Annotated in this window: 13 protein-coding genes; 5 read left to right on the top strand and 8 right to left on the bottom strand. The window is 69.6% G+C overall.

Annotated elements, in window-relative coordinates:
* Nucleotides 1-9 precede the first annotated feature (9 nt).
* Nucleotides 10-441, top strand: a complete 432-nt coding sequence (locus BCF44_RS11365; protein ID WP_170217477.1) for a GtrA family protein — start codon at nucleotides 10-12, stop codon at nucleotides 439-441.
* Here BCF44_RS11365 and BCF44_RS11370 read toward each other — a convergent pair.
* From BCF44_RS11370 to BCF44_RS11405, 8 genes are all read right to left on the bottom strand, one after another.
* A complete protein-coding gene (locus tag BCF44_RS11370) occupies nucleotides 431-898 on the bottom strand; it encodes a CinA family protein (RefSeq protein ID WP_246014945.1) in 468 nt (155 codons plus the stop codon). The two genes, BCF44_RS11365 and BCF44_RS11370, sit on opposite strands and share 11 nt — an antisense overlap.
* A complete protein-coding gene (gene pgsA / locus BCF44_RS11375; RefSeq protein WP_116174130.1) occupies nucleotides 895-1,488 on the bottom strand; it encodes a CDP-diacylglycerol--glycerol-3-phosphate 3-phosphatidyltransferase in 594 nt (197 codons plus the stop codon). The genes BCF44_RS11370 and pgsA overlap by 4 nt, the downstream gene beginning before the upstream one ends.
* Nucleotides 1,485-2,906 (bottom strand): 30S ribosomal protein S12 methylthiotransferase RimO, encoded by a 1,422-nt coding sequence (rimO, locus tag BCF44_RS11380; protein WP_116174131.1) that lies wholly within the window; start codon nucleotides 2,904-2,906, stop codon nucleotides 1,485-1,487. The genes pgsA and rimO overlap by 4 nt, the downstream gene beginning before the upstream one ends.
* A gap of 18 nt (nucleotides 2,907-2,924) precedes the next feature.
* Complete coding sequence (locus BCF44_RS11385; RefSeq protein ID WP_116174132.1) at nucleotides 2,925-3,215, bottom strand: nuclear transport factor 2 family protein; 291 nt, start codon at nucleotides 3,213-3,215, stop codon at nucleotides 2,925-2,927.
* Nucleotides 3,212-4,336: a winged helix DNA-binding domain-containing protein gene (locus tag BCF44_RS11390; protein WP_116174133.1), complete on the bottom strand. Its 1,125-nt coding sequence runs from the start codon at nucleotides 4,334-4,336 to the stop codon at nucleotides 3,212-3,214. The genes BCF44_RS11385 and BCF44_RS11390 overlap by 4 nt, the downstream gene beginning before the upstream one ends.
* A 16-nt stretch (nucleotides 4,337-4,352) precedes the next feature.
* Nucleotides 4,353-7,529: a S8 family serine peptidase gene (locus BCF44_RS11395; protein WP_379798204.1), complete on the bottom strand. Its 3,177-nt coding sequence runs from the start codon at nucleotides 7,527-7,529 to the stop codon at nucleotides 4,353-4,355.
* A 123-nt stretch (nucleotides 7,530-7,652) separates the two neighbouring features.
* A complete protein-coding gene (locus BCF44_RS11400; protein WP_116174135.1) occupies nucleotides 7,653-8,411 on the bottom strand; it encodes a S41 family peptidase in 759 nt (252 codons plus the stop codon).
* The gene (locus BCF44_RS11405) at nucleotides 8,408-13,288 is read right to left on the bottom strand and encodes an AAA family ATPase (RefSeq protein WP_116174136.1); all 4,881 of its coding nucleotides are present in this window, start codon (nucleotides 13,286-13,288) and stop codon (nucleotides 8,408-8,410) included. The genes BCF44_RS11400 and BCF44_RS11405 overlap by 4 nt, the downstream gene beginning before the upstream one ends.
* Nucleotides 13,289-13,384: 96 nt before the next feature.
* Between BCF44_RS11405 and BCF44_RS11410 the strand changes: the two genes are divergently transcribed.
* From BCF44_RS11410 to BCF44_RS54715, 4 genes are read left to right on the top strand one after another with little or no spacing between them, the layout of a single operon-like run.
* A complete protein-coding gene (locus BCF44_RS11410) occupies nucleotides 13,385-13,888 on the top strand; it encodes an amino-acid N-acetyltransferase (RefSeq protein WP_116174137.1) in 504 nt (167 codons plus the stop codon).
* Nucleotides 13,889-13,941: 53 nt separating this feature from the next.
* Nucleotides 13,942-14,742 carry a MerR family transcriptional regulator gene (locus tag BCF44_RS11415; protein WP_246014947.1) on the top strand — a complete coding sequence of 267 codons (801 nt, stop codon included), beginning with the start codon at nucleotides 13,942-13,944 and terminating at the stop codon, nucleotides 14,740-14,742.
* 56 nt (nucleotides 14,743-14,798) lie between these two features.
* Nucleotides 14,799-17,048 (top strand): HD domain-containing protein, encoded by a 2,250-nt coding sequence (locus tag BCF44_RS11420; protein ID WP_116174139.1) that lies wholly within the window; start codon nucleotides 14,799-14,801, stop codon nucleotides 17,046-17,048.
* A gap of 39 nt (nucleotides 17,049-17,087) precedes the next feature.
* Entirely contained in the window at nucleotides 17,088-18,182 is a 1,095-nt protein-coding gene (locus BCF44_RS54715; protein WP_147328465.1) for a wHTH domain-containing protein, read from the top strand.
* Nucleotides 18,183-18,185: the final 3 nt, after the last annotated feature.

Raw genomic sequence — 18,185 nt, forward strand, 5'->3', positions numbered from 1 at the left:
GGACAAATGATGGATCTCGTCGCAGAGCGGGGACAACCGGACGAAACGCCACCGAACTTCGTGGTCCGGTTGGCCAAGCACAGCTTCGTGCGCTTCCTGGTCGTCGGCGGGCTGAGCGCGGGCGTCGACACCGGCGTGGTCTTCGTGCTGCACGGCCTGCTGGGCGTCGATCCCCAGCCGGCCAAGATGGTGTCGACCGTGGTGGCGTTCTTCTTCAACTTCACGCTCAACCGCATGTGGTCGTTCGGCAGCAGCCTGCCGGCCGGCAAGCAGCTCGTCTACTACGGCATCCTCGCGGTCGCCAACTGGGGCTTCGGCGTGATCGTGTTCCCCTGGCTGGTCTCGCTCGGCGTCCAGTACGTGATCGCCAACCTGCTCACCATCGGCGTCGCGTCGATACTGAACTACATCGGCTACCGGTACTGGGTGTTCAGGAAGTAGCCGGCAGCGCGGCCCGCAGCAGGTCCAGCACGGCCGTCACGCTGTCGGCCCGGACCTGGTGCCGGTCACCGGCCAGGCTCAGCCGGCGCACCTCGACGCCGGCCGGGCCGGCGACCGCCACGTACACGGTTCCCGGTGCGACCCCGTCCTGCGGGTCGGGGCCGGCGACGCCGGTCAATCCCAGGCCCCAGGTCGCCTCGCAGCGGTCGCGGGCGCCCCGGGCCAGCTGCGCCGCCACATCCGGGTGCACCGCCCCGTGCTCGGCCAGCAGCCCCGCGTCCACGCCGGCGAGCTTCGCCTTCAGCTCCGTCGCGTACACGATCAGGCCGCCGCGCACGACCGCGCTGGACCCCGGCACCGACGTCAGCTCCGCCGCCACCAGGCCGGCGGTCAGCGACTCCGCCGTCGCCACCGTGTGCCCCAGGCGTCGCAGCCGGGCCACCAGGTCGGCCGTCACGGCGCCACGGAGCGGCGGGCCACCGCGCGCAGCCGGAACGCCCTGAGCACGTAGTCCACGCCCGTCACCACCGTCAGCAGGATCGCGATACCCATCGTCACCCAGCGGACGAACAGCAGCCACGGCGGCAGCGGCAGCAGGTAGAAGCCGATCGCCACGATCTGCATCAGCGTCTTGGCCTTGCCGCCGCGGCTGGCCGGGATCACGCCGAAGCGGATCACCCAGAACCGGAGCAGGGTGACGCCCAGCTCGCGGACCGCGATCACGATCGTCACCCACCACGGCAGGTCGCCCAGGATCGACAGGCCGACCAGGGCGGACCCGGTCAGCGCCTTGTCCGCGATCGGGTCGGCGATCTTGCCGAAGTCGGTGACCAGGCCGTGCTTGCGGGCCAGGTCGCCGTCGATCCGGTCGGTGATCGAGGCCAGCACGAACAGCCCGAACGCGACCAGCCGCCACAGCAGGTCGGTGCCACCGCCGGTGAACAGGGCGAGCAGGAAGAACGGCACGATGACCAGCCGCGACACGGTCAACACGTTGGCGATGTTGACCAGCGGCACGGCTCTGGGCTCCTCGCCCGGGGAGCTCATCGCGGCAGCACTTCGATCGGGCGAACGATGAGGTCCACCCCCTCGCTGTCGGTCACCTCGGCCCGGACCAGGTCGCCGACCTTCAGGCCGTCGGCGTCGAGGACCACGCACTCGCCGTCGACTTCCGGCGCCTGATGGGCGGCCCGGCCGACGCAGTCGCTGTCGTCATCCTCCTCGTGCTCGACGAGGACCACCACCTGCTCGCCGATCCGGTCCTCCGCGCGCTGCGCCGTCAGCTCCTCGACCAGGGCCGAGAAGCGGGCCACCCGCTCGGCGATGGTGTCCGCGTCCAGCTTGCCGTCCAGGGTCAGCGCCTCGGTGCCGTCCTCGTCGGAGTAGCCGAACACGCCCACCGCGTCCAGGCGGCCCTCGGTGAGGAAGCGCTCCAGCTCGGCCAGGTCGTGCTCGGTCTCGCCGGGGAAGCCGACGATGACGTTGGTGCGGATGCCGGCCGTGGGGCTCAGGTCGCGGATCTGCTTGATCAGGTCCAGGAAGGAGTCGGTCGAGCCGAACCGGCGCATCCGGCGCAGCACCGCCTCGCTGGAGTGCTGGAAGGACAGGTCGAAGTAGTCGGCCACGCCCGGCGTCGTCGCGATCGCGCGGACCAGGCCGGGGCGGGTCTCGGCGGGCTGGAGGTAGGAGACACGGACGCGGTCGATGCCCGGCACCTGGGCCAGGCTGGGGATCAGCGTCTCCAGGGCCCGGACGTCGCCGAGGTCCTTGCCGTACGAGGTGGAGTTCTCGCTGACCAGGAACACCTCGCGGACGCCCTGCGTGGCCAGCCAGGCCGCCTCGCCCAGGATCTCCTCCGCGCTGCGGGAGACGAAGGCGCCGCGGAAGCTCGGGATCGCGCAGAAGGAGCAGCGCCGGTCGCAGCCCGAGGCGATCTTCAGCGGGGCCACCGGCGCCTTGTCCAGGCGGGTGCGCAGCACCTGCGGGCCCCAGGCCGTGCCGTGGCCCGGCAGGGCCACCTCCGGCGCCTTCTGCGGTCGCTGGACCGGGCTGATCGGCAGCAGCGTGCGGCGGTCCACCGGCTTGTGCGATTCGACCGTGCGGCCCTGGAGCACGTCGTCCAGCCGCTCGCCCAGGTTCGGGTAGTGGTCGAAGCCCAGCACCGCGTCGGCCTCCGGCAGGCTCTCCGCCAGCTCCGCGCCGTAGCGCTCGGCCAGGCAGCCCACCGCCACCACCTTCGCCCCGGAGTCCGACGCCGCCAGCAGCGTGTCCACCGAGTCCTTCTTCGCCGACTCCACGAAGCCGCAGGTGTTGACCAGCACGACGTCCGCGCCGCCCTCGTCGGGGTCGACCAGCTGCCAGCCGTCGGCCGTCAGCCGCCCGGCCATCTCCTCGGAGTCGACCTCATTGCGGGCGCAGCCGAGAGTGAGCAGGGCGACACGGCGGGACGTGGAGGGGGAAGACACGTGCTCAAGGGTATCCGGTCACTCCTCGGGCTGGATCTCGACGACCTGGTCGCCGGCGACGCGGACGGCCTGGTGGGCGGTCCAGGAGCCGTCGGGGCCGGTGACGTCGAGGGTGACGTGCAGCAGGTCGCCGTCGGCCCGGATGTCCTGGACGGTGAAGCGGACGCCCTGGTCGAGCAGGCCCTGGTACCAGGCGATCACCTCGTCGCGGGTGCGGCAGCTCTCGCCCCAGCGGGCGTCGGGGTGCAGCAGCTCGGCGAACCGGGCGGGGTCGGCGGAGTCGAGGGCGGCCCGGATGCGGTCGATCACGAGGAGAGCCTCCGTTCGAGCGGGGTGCGGAACCGGGGAGTGACGCGGACGTCGCCGAGCACGGCGGCGAGGCGGTCGACCTCGGCGGAGATGGCGCGAGCGGCGGCGCGAGGCACGTCGGCGACGGCCTCCCACGCCAGCGAGCCGTCGGCACGCTGCGCCCAGCCGCCGACCACTCGGCCGTCCCACCACACGGTGGGCCCGATGTTGCCGGTCCGGTCGAACAGCGGCGACGGGTCGGCGGGCAGGTACCAGGACCGCTCCTGCCAGCCCATGGGCGCGGGGTCGAGGGCGGGCAGCAGGGCGGCCCACGGCTCGACGTCCGGGATCACGAGATCCGGTGGGGCGAAGGCAGCTGCGCCGTCCTCCAGCACGACGGGTGAGGCGTCGACGAGGGCCTTGCGGACGTCGGTCAGCGTCCAGCCGGTCCACCACTTGATGTCGGCGGCGGTCGCGGGCCCGTAGCGGTCGAGCCATCGCCGGACCAGCTCGGCCTTGGCATCGGGGACGTCCTCGAACGGCACGGCCGGCGCCCACCGGAACTGGCTGCTGGTCCACCCGCCACGGGGCCGGGACCGCCGGATCGAGCCCTCGGCGGCGAGCACCCGGATCACCCGGGTGCCGATGCTCTGCGTTGCCTCGTAAGGCTTTCCGACGGCCACGGCGATCTGTTCCCGCAGCTCGGGGACGTCGAGGCCGAGGTCGGCGGCGGTGGCCTCGCCCCGGGCGGCCAGCGCGGAAATTGTCGACTTCTCGACTCGGGCCAGCCAGGCCGCCGAGTAGCCGGCGTCGGCGAGGAACTTGACCAGACCGGCCCGCTCACGGGCGGCGATGGCCCGGCCGGTGGAGGACCAGACGACCGGCGCGAGGTCGTCGGCGACGGCGAACATGGTCCGCCGCATCGCCAGCATCCGGTGCATCGAGGAGTACAACGCCTGCTCGACGGCGGCGACGGACGGCTCCCGAAGCCGCGCGAACACCGACAGGAACACGGTGGCGGCGTCGGTGGCGTGCAGGGCGAGGACGGCGTCGGCGACCTCGGCGACGGTGTCGCCGCGCCGGGCCAGCAGCTGGCGGGCCCCGAGCAGGGCCCGCCGCTGCCGATCGGTGATACGTCTCACCCGGACAGCATGGCGGTCAGCTGACCGCCTGCACGACAACCGTCGAGCGACCGACGACCGTGCCGTCCTCCAGCACGAGCGCCAACTCGCCGCGGAGCACCCGCCCGGCGCCGGGCTGCGCGCCGGCGGTGACCGCGCCGGTGACCGTCCACGAGCCGCCGGACGACCGAAGCGCGTTGCTGTCGTTGACGGTCACGGTGCCCAGCGACGGCGCCACGTAGGTGTCGCTGTAGTCGTAGGCGGTCGTGCCGCCCGGCACGGCGAAGCCGTCGATCTCCACCTGCCAGTGTCCGGCGGCCGGGTTCTTGATCGTGACCTGCTCCTCGGCGGTCGGGCCGCCGCTGCTGCCGGCCTGCACACAGCTGCCGCCGGTGCAGTCGTAGACGACCATGTCGAGGTCCGCGCCGCCGGCGGCCGGGTTGCCGATCTTCGCCGTGAACGTGGTCGCGCCGGCCGGCACCGTCACGTCGAACTTCTGCTTCGCGCCCTCGGCGATGGACGGCCGGGAGATCGCCGAACTGCCCAGCGTCCCGCCGGTCAGCCGGCCGGTGAACGCCGCCAGCTGGTTGGCCACCGTGTAGCTACGGGCCACCGGCGTGCCGATCGTCGCCGACGCGATGGTGTCCGGGTCCGGGCTGATCTTGGCGCCGATCAGCGAGGTGGTCAGCGTGAACGGCACGACCGCCGCGTCGGAGGTCCGCCGCGACTCGACGGTGATCTCCCACACGCCCGGCATCGGGTTGACGACGGTGCGGCTGGTCGGCGTCCCACCGGCGCAGCCGGCGCCCGCGTCGGGCAGGTAGCAGTTGGTGGATGTGTTGGAGTCCAACGGAACGCCGGTGGGATCGTTGCGCAGGAACCGGATCTGGCCGGTGCTCGCGGCGAGGTCCACCTTGAGCGCGGACGCCCCGGCCGGCACCTTGACGAACACGCTGGTGCTCTCGTTCCGGCTGCTCTTCCCCTTGCTGGACAACGAATAGCCGTTGGCCGCGGTGAAGTCCTGGGCGGCGATCACCGTGTTCAGGCTGACCAGGTTCGTGCCGGACACCTTGAGCAGCGCGGAATGCACGCCGACGGTGCGCGGATCGACCTTGACGTCGAAGGACACCGGCTTGTTCAGCGGCAGCACCACGGAGCCCGCGGACCTGAACGTGCCGTCGTCGCCGGTCCACTGCACGTCGTAGCGGACGTTGCGGTCGGGACCGCTGGTGCGGGTCAGCGTGTACGTGCGGGTGTACGCCTTACCGACGGCCACGCCCTCGCGGTCGTAGATGCCGACGCCCTGCCCCGGCGTCTTCAACTGGCTGCTGAGCACGGTGTTCACCGGCACGCTGGCCGTCACCGAAACCGGGGAGACGTTGTCCTGCAAGCGATGGAACGCTCGCGGCACATCGATCAGGCCGGCGCCCTGCTCGTACGCGCCGACACCGGACACGAACCTCGCGGTGGACTTGATCGCCTCACGCAGCGACGCCACCGGCGGCCGCTGGCCGTGATGGGTCGCCTTGTACGCGCCGATGAGCAGCGCGGCAGCGCCAGTGGCCTGCGGGGCGGCCATCGAGGTGCCCTGCAACATGCCGTACCCGTTGGGCAGCGGATACGTCCCGACGACCGGGCTGCCCGGCTGCCACGGCGGAATCGTGGAGACGGCCGCGCCCGGCGCGACGATGTCCGGCTTGAAACCGCCGTCCTCACGGGGACCGCGGGACGAGAACGGGTGCAGGCCCAGCTTCGCGGCCGTCACGGAACCGTAGTTGGAGAGCCAGGTCGCGTCGGTGATGGACGAGCCGACGCTGATCGCGTCGGTGGCCACGGACGGGTCGCCGACGGTGTTCACGCCCGCGCCGCTGTTGCCGGCCGAGATGAACAGCTGCACGTTGTACTCGGCGATGGTCCGGTTGTAGAGGTCGGCGCGCGCGTTGTTGCCGTCGTTGAGCGCCGGCAGGCCGCCGATGGAGATGTTGATGGCGTCGGCGCCGTTGCGGGCGGCGTAGAGCAGGCCGTCGATCAGGCCGCTGTTCGTGCACGAGGACGTGGTCAGGCAGACCTTGACCGCCATCAGCTTCGCGCCCGGCGCCGCGCCGGCCATCTTGCCGCCGAACAGCGAGTTCGCGGCGACGATGCCGGAGACGTGGGTGCCGTGCTCCGCGCCGGCGATGCCGATGTTCACGTAGGCGGTGTCGTTGCCGTTGTAGTTGGAGAGGTTCGTCTGCACCACGAACGCCACCGGTCCGAAGTGCCCGACGTCCTGCTTGTAGCGGTAGTCGATCATCGGGGCGTTGTTGGTGAAGTCGCCGTCCCCGTCGACGTCGACCCGCACCTCCTTGGTCGTCACGTCCTGGAGCACGCCGAAGACGTCGGTCTTGTCGCCGTCGCGGTTCAGGTCGCCGCCCAACTCGCCGGCGGCGAGGTCGCCGGCGGTCTCGGCCAGCGTGGCGAAGGTGTACAGGCCGCCGGTGGCGGGGGCGGTCCAGTTGCGGCCGGCGGCGGTGAACTTGCCGGTGTAGCGGGTCTTCGACATCGCGACCCACGTGCCGTCGCCGGACGAGGTCGGGCTGTTCGCGTCGAACCAGTCGACGATCTTACGCTCGCCGGTGGTCGTCTTGGCCAGTGACGGCGTGTCCAGGTCGATGCCGGAATCGAGGACCGCGACCGTCGTGCCGCGGCCGTCCCACTGCGGCGCCTGCAGCGCGAACTGCGCCGCGCCCGTGTCGCCGGTCGGCATGTACGGGTTGATCCGCGGGGTGTCCTTGCCCGGCGGCTTCTGCGGCAGCGGCGCCGCGGACCCCTCCGGCTTCGGGTCGTCCAGCTTGATCAGGCCGTCCACGTCCACGGATTTCACGGCGCCCAGCTGGGCCGCCTTCTCCGCCTTGTCGCGCGGCACCTCGACCTTGAGGTAGTCCACGTCCTTCGCGGCGGTCTCGACCCTGCCGCCGAGGTCGCGCAGCTGCTGCGCGGCCTGATCGGTGCGGCCGCGCTCGGCGGCCACCACCAGCGTGACCGTCGGCTTGCCTTGGCGTTCCGCCTCGGCGACCAGTTCCCGGTCGTGCTTGTCGAGCTGCTTGGCCGAGCTCGGCGGGGTGTCGTCCGCGCTGGCAGCAGGGGTGGCCAACGTGAAGACGCCCGCTCCGAGCACGCCGGCGATGGCCAGCGCCCCGACTCGGCGTCTGAGGTGTGCGGTCACAGGGGTAATCCCTTCCTGGAGGACAACGCCCCCGAAGCACACCTTTCGACCATTGACCGGACAATCGGACATAAAGAGCATCTTCCGCCGATCGTCGTGAACTGATCGGCCGAATGGTGCCGGTCGACACGATCAGATGTCGCCCAGCCACTCCACCGCCCGGCGCAGCGGATCACCGGTACCCTCGTCGGGCTCGATCGCCGACTCGTGGCGGCGGCCGCGGCGATCGACCGCCACCGACGTGGTGATCGCCAGCGCCGAGCCGTCGGAGAGTCGGCAGAGGACATTGCCGGTGGGCACGCCGGCGGTCGCGGCGCCGAAGGACCGGGTCAGCGGCCGGCCTCGGAACGCCACCACGACGCCCTCCGCGGAGCTCGCCGTGCGCCCGTCGTGCAGAACCGCGACGGGCAGATCCGTGAGGTCGACGGCCTGGGTGCGGTTGCCGAAGCGCACACGCTCGCCGGTTCTTCTTTCGTACGAGAGGAAATCCGCGTCACCGAGCAGCGGATCCACCACGGCGAGCATCGGCCGGATGTTGCCGCCGGTGTTGCCCCGCAGATCGACGACCCAGGCCCTCGCCGGACGTCGCAGCACCTCGCGACCAACCCGCGCGTAGTCGCCGCCCTCGCCTCTCACGCCCGGCAGCCGCAGCACACCAACGCCCTTCACGACCTCACCGCTCGGCAACTCCCCTTGCGCGCGCATACCGGCGCCGACCAGTCTGCTGTGCCGGTCGCCCAGCGACGCGAACGCCAGCCGCAGCGCCTCGCGGAGCGTGCCGCCGCTGCTCATGACGGCCAACGCGGCGTCGGTCACCGACTCCCAGTCGACACGGTCCGCGTAGTACGCCCGCGTCCGCAGCAGCTCGAGCGCCTCCTCGACCGGGCTCACGCCGGCAGGTCGACGGCGTGCAGGGTCTGCAACTCCTCGTCGGGCAGCGCGTCGAGGTCGACGTCCGGACCACCAAGACGGACGGCCTGCCGGGCGATGGTCCGCTCCAGCAGGCCCCGCGCCGAGCGGCCGTTGGCGAAGCCGACGCCCCGGTCGATGGCGGCGATCGCGGCCGGCAGGGCGGCGCGCAGGTCGTCGGCGAGCAGGTAGCTCTGGCTCCTGGCCATCGCCTCGAAGATGCCGGTCAGCTCCTCGTTGCTGTAGTCGGGGAAGTTCACGGTCGCCCCGAACCGCGACCGCAGGCCGGAGTTGGCGTCCAGGAAGCGGTCCATGTCGGCGGGGTAGCCGGCGGCGATCACGAGCAGGTCGTCGCGGTGATTCTCCATCTGCACAAGGATTTCGGCGATAGCCTCCGGGCCGTAGTCGCCCTGCGTGGCGCCGACGAGCGTGTACGCCTCGTCGATGAACAGCACGCCGCCGATGGCCTTCTCACAGACGGCACGGGTCTTGGTCGCGGTCTGCCCGAGGTACTCGGCGATCAGGTCGGGACGGCTGGTTTCCACGAGGTGCCCGGACGACAGCACGCCCATCTCCCGGAACAGCTGGGCGATCAGCCGCGCCACGGTCGTCTTGGCGGTGCCCGGATTGCCCGTGAACACCAGATGCCGGCTGCGTGGCGCGACCTTGAGCCCGGCCGACCGGCGGCGCGCGTCCACCCGGGTTTCGGCGACGAGCGTGTGCACTTGCTCCTTCACCGGTGCCAGCCCGATCATGCCGTCCAGTTCGGCGAGCAAGTCGGCGAGGCTACGCCGCTTGCCGCCGTCGCCCTGCTGCACGCCACTGTCTTCGGGCGCCGGCAAATCCGCTGCCACCAACAGGTTCAGCACCGAGGCGTCGACGTTTCCGGCGGCGGCGAGCCGTCCGGACTGCTTGGTGATGGTCGCCTCCAGCAGCTGCCGCGAGGACCGTCCGTTGGCGAAGCCGCGGCCGCGCGGGATGCGTGTGATCCGTTGCGGCAGCGCGGAAAGCAGGTCCTCGGCGAGGCGATAACCCTGGCCCTGGGCCATGACCTCGAAGATCCGCGCCAGTTCCTCGTTGCTGTAGTCCGGGAACTCGACACGGTTGGCGAAACGGGATCGGAGGCCGGGGTTGGCCTCCATGAAGTCGTCCATCTCCTTGGGGTAGCCGGCCGCGATCACGATCAGGTCGTCACGGTGGTTCTCCATCTGCACCAACAACTCCGCGACCGCTTCGGGCCCGTAATCGCCCTGAGTGCCACTGACCAGCGTGTACGCCTCGTCGACGAACAGCACGCCGCCCATCGCGCTCTCGCACACCGCGCGAGTCTTCGGCGCGGTCTGGCCGAGGTACTCGGCGACGAGGTCGGACCGCTGCGCCTCGACGACGTGACCCGAGCTGACCACGCCGAGCTCGCGGTAGATCTGGGCGATCAGCCTGGCCACGGTTGTCTTGGCGGTGCCGGGATTGCCGGTGAACACCAGATGCCGGCTGCGCTCCGCGGTCTTCATCCCGGCGGCGCGCCGCTTGCTGTCGATGTCCATCTCGGCGACCATCGCCTTCACCCGCTGCTTCACGGGTTCCAGCCCGATCATTGTGTCCAATTCGGACAGTAGCTCCGGCAAGGTCTTGCGCCGGCCGCCACTTCCCTGCGACACACCGGCCTCGTCCGGCGCGGGCAGGTCGGCGGCGGTCAGGGCGTTCAACGTCGCCGCATCGGCCTGACCGGCCCCGGCCAGCCGCGCCGCCTGCTGGGTAAGCGTCGCCTCCAGCAGTTGCCGCGCCGACCGGCCGTTGGCGAAGCCGCGGCCACGCGGGATCAGCCGGATCCGGTCCGGCAGCGCCGCGACCAGGTCACCGGACGCGGTGTAGCCCTGGTCGTGCGCCATCGCCAGGAAGATCTTCGCCAGTTCCTCGTTGCTGTAGTCGGGGAACTCCACGCGGTTGGCGAATCGCGAGCGCAGGCCGGGGTTGGCCTCCATGAAGTCGTCCATCAGCTTCGGGTAGCCGGCGACGATCACGATCATGTCGGCGCGATGGTTCTCCATCTGCACCAACAGTTCCGCCACCGCCTCGCCGCCGAAGTCGCCTTGCTTGTCGCTGACCAGCGTGTACGCCTCGTCGACGAACAGGATGCCGCCCAGGGCGTCCTCGCAGACGGCGCGGGTCTTCGGCGCGGTCTGGCCGGTGTACTCGGCGACCAGGTCCGACCGCTGCGCCTCGATCACGTGCCCGGAGGTGACGACGCCGAGCTCGCGGTAGATCTCGCCGATCAACCGTGCCACGGTGGTCTTCGCGGTGCCGGGATTGCCCGTGAACACCAGGTGCCGGCTGCGCGGCGAGATCGGCAACCCCTGCTGACGACGCTGGCGGTCGATGTCCATCTCCGCGACCATCGAGCGCACCCGGCGCTTCACCGGCTCCAGGCCGATCATCTTGTCCAACTCGGACAGCAGCTCAGGCAGATTCCGTTGCCTGCCAACGGCTCCCATCCGCACGCCGGTGTCGCCCGGAGCCGGGATGTCCGCGGCGACCAGGCGGTTCAGGGACGCCACGTCCGCGTTCGGGTTGGCGGCCAGCCGCGCCGACTGCCGGCTGATCGTCGCCTCCAGCAGCTGCCGCGCCGACCGTCCGTTGGCGAAACCCTTGCCACGGTTGACCCGGCTCATCCGCACCGGCAGCGCGGCCAGCAGGTCCGGACCCAGCTCATAGCCCTGTGCCTTGGCCATCAGCTGGAAGATCCGGGCCAGTTCCTCGTTGCTGTAGTCCGGGAACTCGATCCGGGTCTGGAATCGCGAGCGCAGGCCGGGGTTGGAGTCGAGGAACGTGCTCATCTCCCGCGGATAGCCGGCGACGATGACGATCAGGTCGTCGCGATGGTTCTCCATCTGCGCGAGGAGTTCGGCGACCGCCTCGGGGCCGTAGTCCTCGTCGCCGCCCTGCACCAGGTTGTAGGCCTCGTCGATGAACAGCACGCCGCCGTAGGCCTGCTCGATCAGCTTGCGCGTCTTGCCGGACGTCTCGCCGATGTACTCGCCGACGAGGTCGGCCCGCATGCACTCGACGAGCTGACCGCCGGCGAGCACACCCAGCTCCCGGTACAGCTCGGCGATCACGCGGGCCATGGTGGTCTTCGCCGTGCCGGGGTTGCCGGTGAAGACGAGGTGCCGGCTGCGCTGCGGGATCGGCAGGCCGGCGGCGCGACGGCGCTCGTCCACCTGAAGCTCCGACACCAGCGCGTTGACCTGGCGTTTCACCGAGTCCAGGCCGACCATGCCGTTCAGCTCGGCCAGCAGCTCGGCGGCGGACTTGCGGTCGCTGTTGCCGGCCGCCTTGCGCAGCTCCTCCAGGTCCGGCACGTCGATGCGCACCATGCCAGGCATGGCGCTGCGCATGATCGCGCTCTGGCAGGCGGTCTCGATCACCGCCTCGACCCGGCGGGCGCCGCCCATCGTGCGGTGTGCGCGGCCGCCGGTGATCAGGTCGGCCATGCCGGCGCGGGCCTGCGGCGTCATCGACGCCTGGCGCTCCGCGGCCAGGACGTCGAGCAGCACCTCGGCGGCGGCCCGCTGTTCGAAGTCCGGCAGGTGGTAGACGAGCGCGCGCTGCGCCACCGCCGGCGCCGCGTCGGTGAGCTGCTTGAGGAACGCCGGCGTGCCGGCCAGCACCAGCACCGAGCACTCGTCCTGGTCGTGCGCGACGTCCACGATGATGTCGATCATGCTGCCGCGCTCGCCCGCGTCGGCCAGCAGCGCGTCGGCATTCTCGATCATCAGCACCGGCGTCTTCTTGAACTCCGCCGTCAGCGCCGCCCGCGTCACCGCTTCGAGTGATTTCTCCTGTTCCTTCGCCGACAGGATCAGGCTCGCCGCGGTCTTGATCACCGGCTCGCTCTCGGAGATCGCCTCCGTCACCTTCATGAAGGGGGCGAACGAGCGCACCAGGCGGCGCTGGCCGCTGTGCTGCTGGCCGATCAGCAGGATGACCGGGTTGGCCTGGCCGGCGGTGTTCTCCGCGTGCCGGATGCCGTCCGCCCACATGATCACGCGCTTGGCCTTCTCGAAGAAGGCCGCCACGGGTTCGCCGGTGCGCACGAAGTGGCCGCCGCCGTAGAGCGGCTCGGCCACCGCGGCGGGACCTTGTGGCTGCTGCGGCAACGAAGGCGGACCTTGTTGCGGCAGCGGCGGCGGTCCCTGCTGGGGAAGCGGTGGCGGGCTTTGCTGGGGCAGCGGCGGGGGCGCCTGCTGTGGCACCGGCTGGAACTGCTGCGTCGGCTGCGCGTTGGGCGGCGGCTGGAAGGCTTGCGGCGCCGGGAATTGCGGCTGCTGCGGGAACGGCTGTGATGCCGGCTGCTGCGGATAGAGCGATCCCGGCTGCGGAAACGGTTGCGACACCGGCGCTTCCGGGTAGGGCGACCCCGGCTGCTGCGTCGGCTGAGACGCCGGCACCGCCGGGTACGGCGACCCCGGCTGCTGCATCGGCTGAGACGCCGGCACCGCCGGGTACGGCGAGCCTGGCTGCTCCGGATACAGCGAGCCGGCCTGCGGCATCGGCCGGGGCACCGGCTGTGGCATCTGCGGCTGGGCCACGGGCTGCGACGCCGGCTGCGGCATGGGCTGTGACATCGGTTGCTGCGGCGCCGCGCTGCCCGGCAGCTGCGACGGCCGGGCCGTCGCGCGGAAGCCCGGGTCCATCGGCGGGGACATCGCCCGCCACTGCCCCACTCCGCGCCACCACAGCCACGGCTGGCCCGGGTTGAGCAGCCACCACGCGCCGTCCGGTGTGGTCAGGACGGTCGTGCGGCCCATCGCGGCCCCGCGCTCGGCCTCCGCGAACGGGTCCCAACCCGCGCCCGTCATCGCTCCCCCTCCGCAGCCTGTGTTCGCCTGGCAGCTTACGGTGGCGGCCGTTCACCGGGGCGCTGGCGTGCGGGCGTGACCGACTAGGTTGACGACGTGGACAACGGTCTTCTCGTGCGGCGGGCTCGCATCGCCGACGTGCGCGCGATCAAGGCGCTCGTCGACCATTACGCGGGCAAGGTGTTGCTGGCCAAACAGCTGGTCACGCTGTACGAGTCCGTGCAGGAGTTCTGGGTGGCCGAGCTCGACGGCAAGCTCGTCGGCTGCGGGGCGCTGCACGTGCTCTGGGAGGACCTGGCCGAGATCCGCACCGTCGCCGTCGACCCGCTGACGTCCGGGCGCGGCATCGGGCACGCCATCGTCGGCCGGCTCGTGGAGCTCGCCCGGGAGCTGGGCCTGGCGCGGATCTTCGTGCTCACCTTCGAGACGCAGTTCTTCAGCCGGCACGGCTTCGTGGAGATCGAGGGCACCCCGGTGTCGCCCGAGGTGTACGACGAGATGCTGCGCTCGTTCGACGAGGGCGTCGCCGAGTTCCTCGACCTCACGTACGTGAAGCCGAACACGCTCGGGAACAGCCGAATGTTGCTGCAACTCTTCTAATTACAACTAGAAGAGTATTGACCGGACGAGTCCGGGCACGCGAGGATCGTCGTGTGTCCGTGGAGGAGCTCGCTGCCGAGGTCGGCCTGCCGACCAGCACGATCCGCATGTACCAGACCAAGGGTCTGCTGCATGCGCCGCGACGCGTCGGCCGCACCGCCCGCTACGACGCCAGTCACGTGCAGCGGCTCCGGCTCGTGCAGCGGCTCCAGGACCGGGGCTTCTCCCTGCCCGCCATCGCGCAGCTGCTCGCCGCCCGGGACCGCGGCGACACCGTCGCCGACGTCCTCGGGCTCGCCCCCGACGGTCCCGAGGACTGGATTCCCATCGGCATCAACGAGATCCGCGCGCTGGTGTCCGTACGGGAGCTGCGACCGTCGCTGCTGCGCCGGGCCACCCAGCTCGGTCTCGTCAAGTGGCGGCACGGCCGGCCGCACACCCGCCGCTGGGCCCTCGAGAGCGGCTCCCGCCTCTGCCAGCTCACCATCGGGCCGCAGGAGGTGCTCGGCCAGTACGAGCGTCTGCGCGAGGCCACCGACCGCGTCGCCGCCGACTTCGTCGACGTCTTCCAGCGGCACGTGTGGCCGTCCATCGCCGAGACCAGCGGGCAGGCCGACCAGCTCGACCAGGTCCGGTCGCTGCTGATCGAGCTCACCAGCACCGCCGAGAGCGTCGTCGTCGGCGCGCTGCGGGAGTCCATTCGCGACGCCACCGAGCAGTTCGCCGCCACCCACGGGCTGCTCGAGGACGACCCCGCCTGGCTCGCCGAGCCCGTGCCGGCCATCGCCGAGCGGCTCACCGAGCCCGGCGGCGAGGAGCCCGACATCGAGGGATTCCTCGCCGGCGAGGACTAGCGGCTGGGCGCGCCGTAACCAGGGGGTGCGGCGCGCCCAGCCGCTAGTCTCGTCGGATGGCCAGCGGTGGCAACGACAACTCGATCTCCGGGCACGTCTCCAACGCCGTGCAGGCACACACGGTGTACGGGGGCATCCACCAGTACGCATCGCCGCAGGCCGCCCCGCCGCCGACCGATCCATGGGGCCGGCTGGTCCACGACTCCAAGGCCTGGCAGCCCTCGCACGACCGCTCCCCCGCCATCGCTGTCGCCGGCCAACTGGCCGCGCTGAATCCCGCTCTTCCCGCCGAGGACCGCTGGCTCGACGACTCCTTCGTCACGCGCTTCTCCCAGAGCGTTGACTGGGTCGTCAACAGACTCAGCGAGGAGTACATGTTCAGCCAGGCCGAGGCGACCCTGCTCGCACTGATTCCGCTGCTGCACGAAGTAGTGTGGCGGCGCGCCGCTGAGAGAAGGTTGCCCGCCGTTCCCGACAAGGAGCTGGCAAAGGTCGACAGCCGGCTTGCCGCCCGAATGAAGGAGCACGAAGAGATCCGATGGTGGCTGCGGCACCGCTGGCTGTGGCTCGAGGCCGACGTGCTCGCCACCGACGCGATCAACACCGTGCTCGAGGAGATCGACGGGTTGGAGGAGTTCAAGTCCGAGCGGGCGGCAGTACTCCTGCAAGGCCTTCGCCTTGACACGCACCAACTCTGCGAGGGGTCGCGGATCAACGAACTGAACGAGCAGCAGACGATCCACGGCGGAACCGGCGACGAGCAACCACTCAGTCTTCCGCTCCTCAGCCTCGTCCTCGCCATCGCGTATCGCAAGACGATCGACACGACCGACCTGTCCAGCGTCATCACATGGCACGGTCCGACGGTGCTCGACCATCTACACGAAACCGTGTCAGCGGTGTTCTGGCAGGTCCATGCCGGCTGCCTGCTGCCGTTCGCGAAATGTCATCACGCCGCCGTTGCCGCGGCACTACACGAACACACAAACCACCTCGACGAGTTCCTGCACGCCGTTCGCCGCGCCGCAGAGGACCCCACCGTCCTCCATCCCCTGCGACGACTGCCGGGGCGTGCCATCGGCGGCAGCATCCGCGCCGCCAAGGGGCCGGACGGCAAGGAGGCGTTCAGCGGCTGGAGCCGGTTCACCATCGACGAGGAGCGGCTGCGGGAGCTGGTGATGGGCGTTCAGCTCTACCACGACCGGAGTCTGGCGATTCGTGAGATGTACCAGAACGCTCTCGACGCATGCCGCTACCGCCGGGCGCGGGAGATGTACCTGGACGCGACCACCGACGACCGCGAGTCGCGTTGGATCGGTCAGATCGCCTTCAAGCAGGGTGTCGACGCCTCTGGCCCCTACCTCGACTGCGTCGACAACGGCATCGGCATGGGCCACGCGGAACTTGTCGGTGCCTTCGCCCAGGCCGGTGCCCGCTTCGCCGACCTCGACGAGTTCCGGCGTGAGCAGGTGGAGTGGTCACGCGCGAACCCGCCGATCGAGCTGCACCCGAACAGCCGCTTCGGCATCGGCGTGCACAGCTACTTCATGCTGGCCAACGAGATCACCGTCACCACGTGCCGCATGGACAGGAAAACCGGGCACGCGGGCGCGGAGCTGACCGTCAAGATCATCGGTCCCGGTCAGCTCTTCGAGATCAAAGAGACCGCTGAACGGGGAACCATCGGCACCAAGGTCCGCCTGCACCTAAACCGCAGTCTTCCCGAATCCTGCGTCGCCATTCTGACCCGCCTGCTGGCCGTCGCGGAGTTTGAGACCACCGCCGAGGACGGGGAGCTCAACCAGCGGTGGGATCCTGGCATCTTCAAGCCCCGTGAAGGATTTCGCGATGACGGCGGTTACAACGCACACGGAGAAACCGCATCCACCACCGGCGGCCAGGTTCTCTGGTGCGAGAAAGGCGGTGGCCTACTTATCGACGGTCTGCACGTCACACCCAAATCGGACGATCCGACGTACGAGGAACTGGGTACGCTCGTCAATCTGACGGGCCGCGAGGCACCATCCCCGTCGACAGATCGAAAGGAGATCCTGGAACACGTCGGCCCTCGCGTCACCAAATTACAGAAGGCCGCACTCGCCTACCTCGCCGACTCAAAACTCCTCCTTTCGAAAGATTGGATAGACCGCCTCGGGCGACAAAACCCCCAACTCGCGGATCTTATTACCGACCACTACCCCGAACATCGCCGATTTTCTGAAGACCGCACGATCGCCCCCAAATTCGGGCGACAGCTCACCAAAACATCCGTGCATGACACCATACTGGACCATATACTACTCTGACGACTGCTCGCAAACGGCGATCCGGACAGCCTTGCCGCATTGGCACCGGACGCCATGCCGGCCGGCACACTTCTCCAACCAAGACCGTCCGACGCATTTCTCCTCGGCAGCCCCAACTGGCGGTCAACGAAGCAACTGAGGACGCCGGGACACATCGTCTCCACTGCCGAGAAGTTCGGAAGGTCAGCCCAGGAGATCGCCTTACGCTTGAGCAAGCTGGGTATCGAAGGTATTGAAGCCGGGCTGTACTCAAACGACCACTGGCGCACATACCGAGCCGAAATAGCCCTACTCGCCACCACCGATCCCCACTCGACCGGCTGGCACCCACAGTCCGAGGTCATGCCGTATCACCACCTCGCAACAACGGCAAGAAGGATACAACTCCCCCTGGCCGACGCGATCAAAGTGGCGGAACACTATGACATCAGGGTGTCACCACCACCACCAGATGGCCCAATTAAGGCCAGCAATTCGATCGGCGACGTGATTGCCGCAGCACGTCACATGGGTGTCGGACTGGATAAATTCGTCACGTACACCGGGGAGATCAAGTTTGCAGACCGCATAGATAACCTACTCCTGGAGGACATCGATGACACAAACAAGCCGATCGCCCTGGGACACCTGCACTACATCGCCCAAGAGCTCGATCTCGACATCGACGAAGTCACACAGTACGTAGTAAACGTAGGATTGACACCTCCAAACGTTCGCAGGGAGTTGTCGACCGACGACCTGGAACTCATCAGCGTCGACCTGGACGGCCGCGGCCCCTGGCTCGACACCAGACTACCGGTTCAGCCGCACCATTTGATCAAAGCCTACGCAGATTTGTACCTGCCACCCGAGCAAGTGGTCGCCAGGCTCACGAGCCTAGGCTTCAGAATGGCATTCGCAGAGCTACCCGATCTCACCGGCTTCCCCGATCTGACACTGCTTCGCCAGGCTTCCACAGGTCTTTATCTAGATCCGGACAAGCCGGTCACGTTGGCCCATCTGGTACACGCCAGCCGTCGTCGCTCCGAACCAATCACCGACGTAGCGGAACGGTTGCAGAAGCTGGGCATGAAGGTGCCGGACCTGGCCACGACCGTCAGAAACGCCATGGCCAGGGTTCCGCGCGAGAACTGAGGG

It is taken from the genome of Kutzneria buriramensis, from assembly GCF_003387475.1.
GTDB classification, from domain to species: domain Bacteria; phylum Actinomycetota; class Actinomycetes; order Mycobacteriales; family Pseudonocardiaceae; genus Kutzneria; species Kutzneria buriramensis.

Coding starts and splice junctions, on each gene's coding strand:
- BCF44_RS11365 (WP_170217477.1), top strand. CDS start 10: ATGGATCTCGTCGCAGAGCGGGGACAACCGGACGAAACGCCACCGAAC.
- pgsA (WP_116174130.1), bottom strand. CDS start 1,488: ATGAGCTCCCCGGGCGAGGAGCCCAGAGCCGTGCCGCTGGTCAACATC.
- BCF44_RS11405 (WP_116174136.1), bottom strand. CDS start 13,288: ATGACGGGCGCGGGTTGGGACCCGTTCGCGGAGGCCGAGCGCGGGGCC.
- BCF44_RS11420 (WP_116174139.1), top strand. CDS start 14,799: ATGGCCAGCGGTGGCAACGACAACTCGATCTCCGGGCACGTCTCCAAC.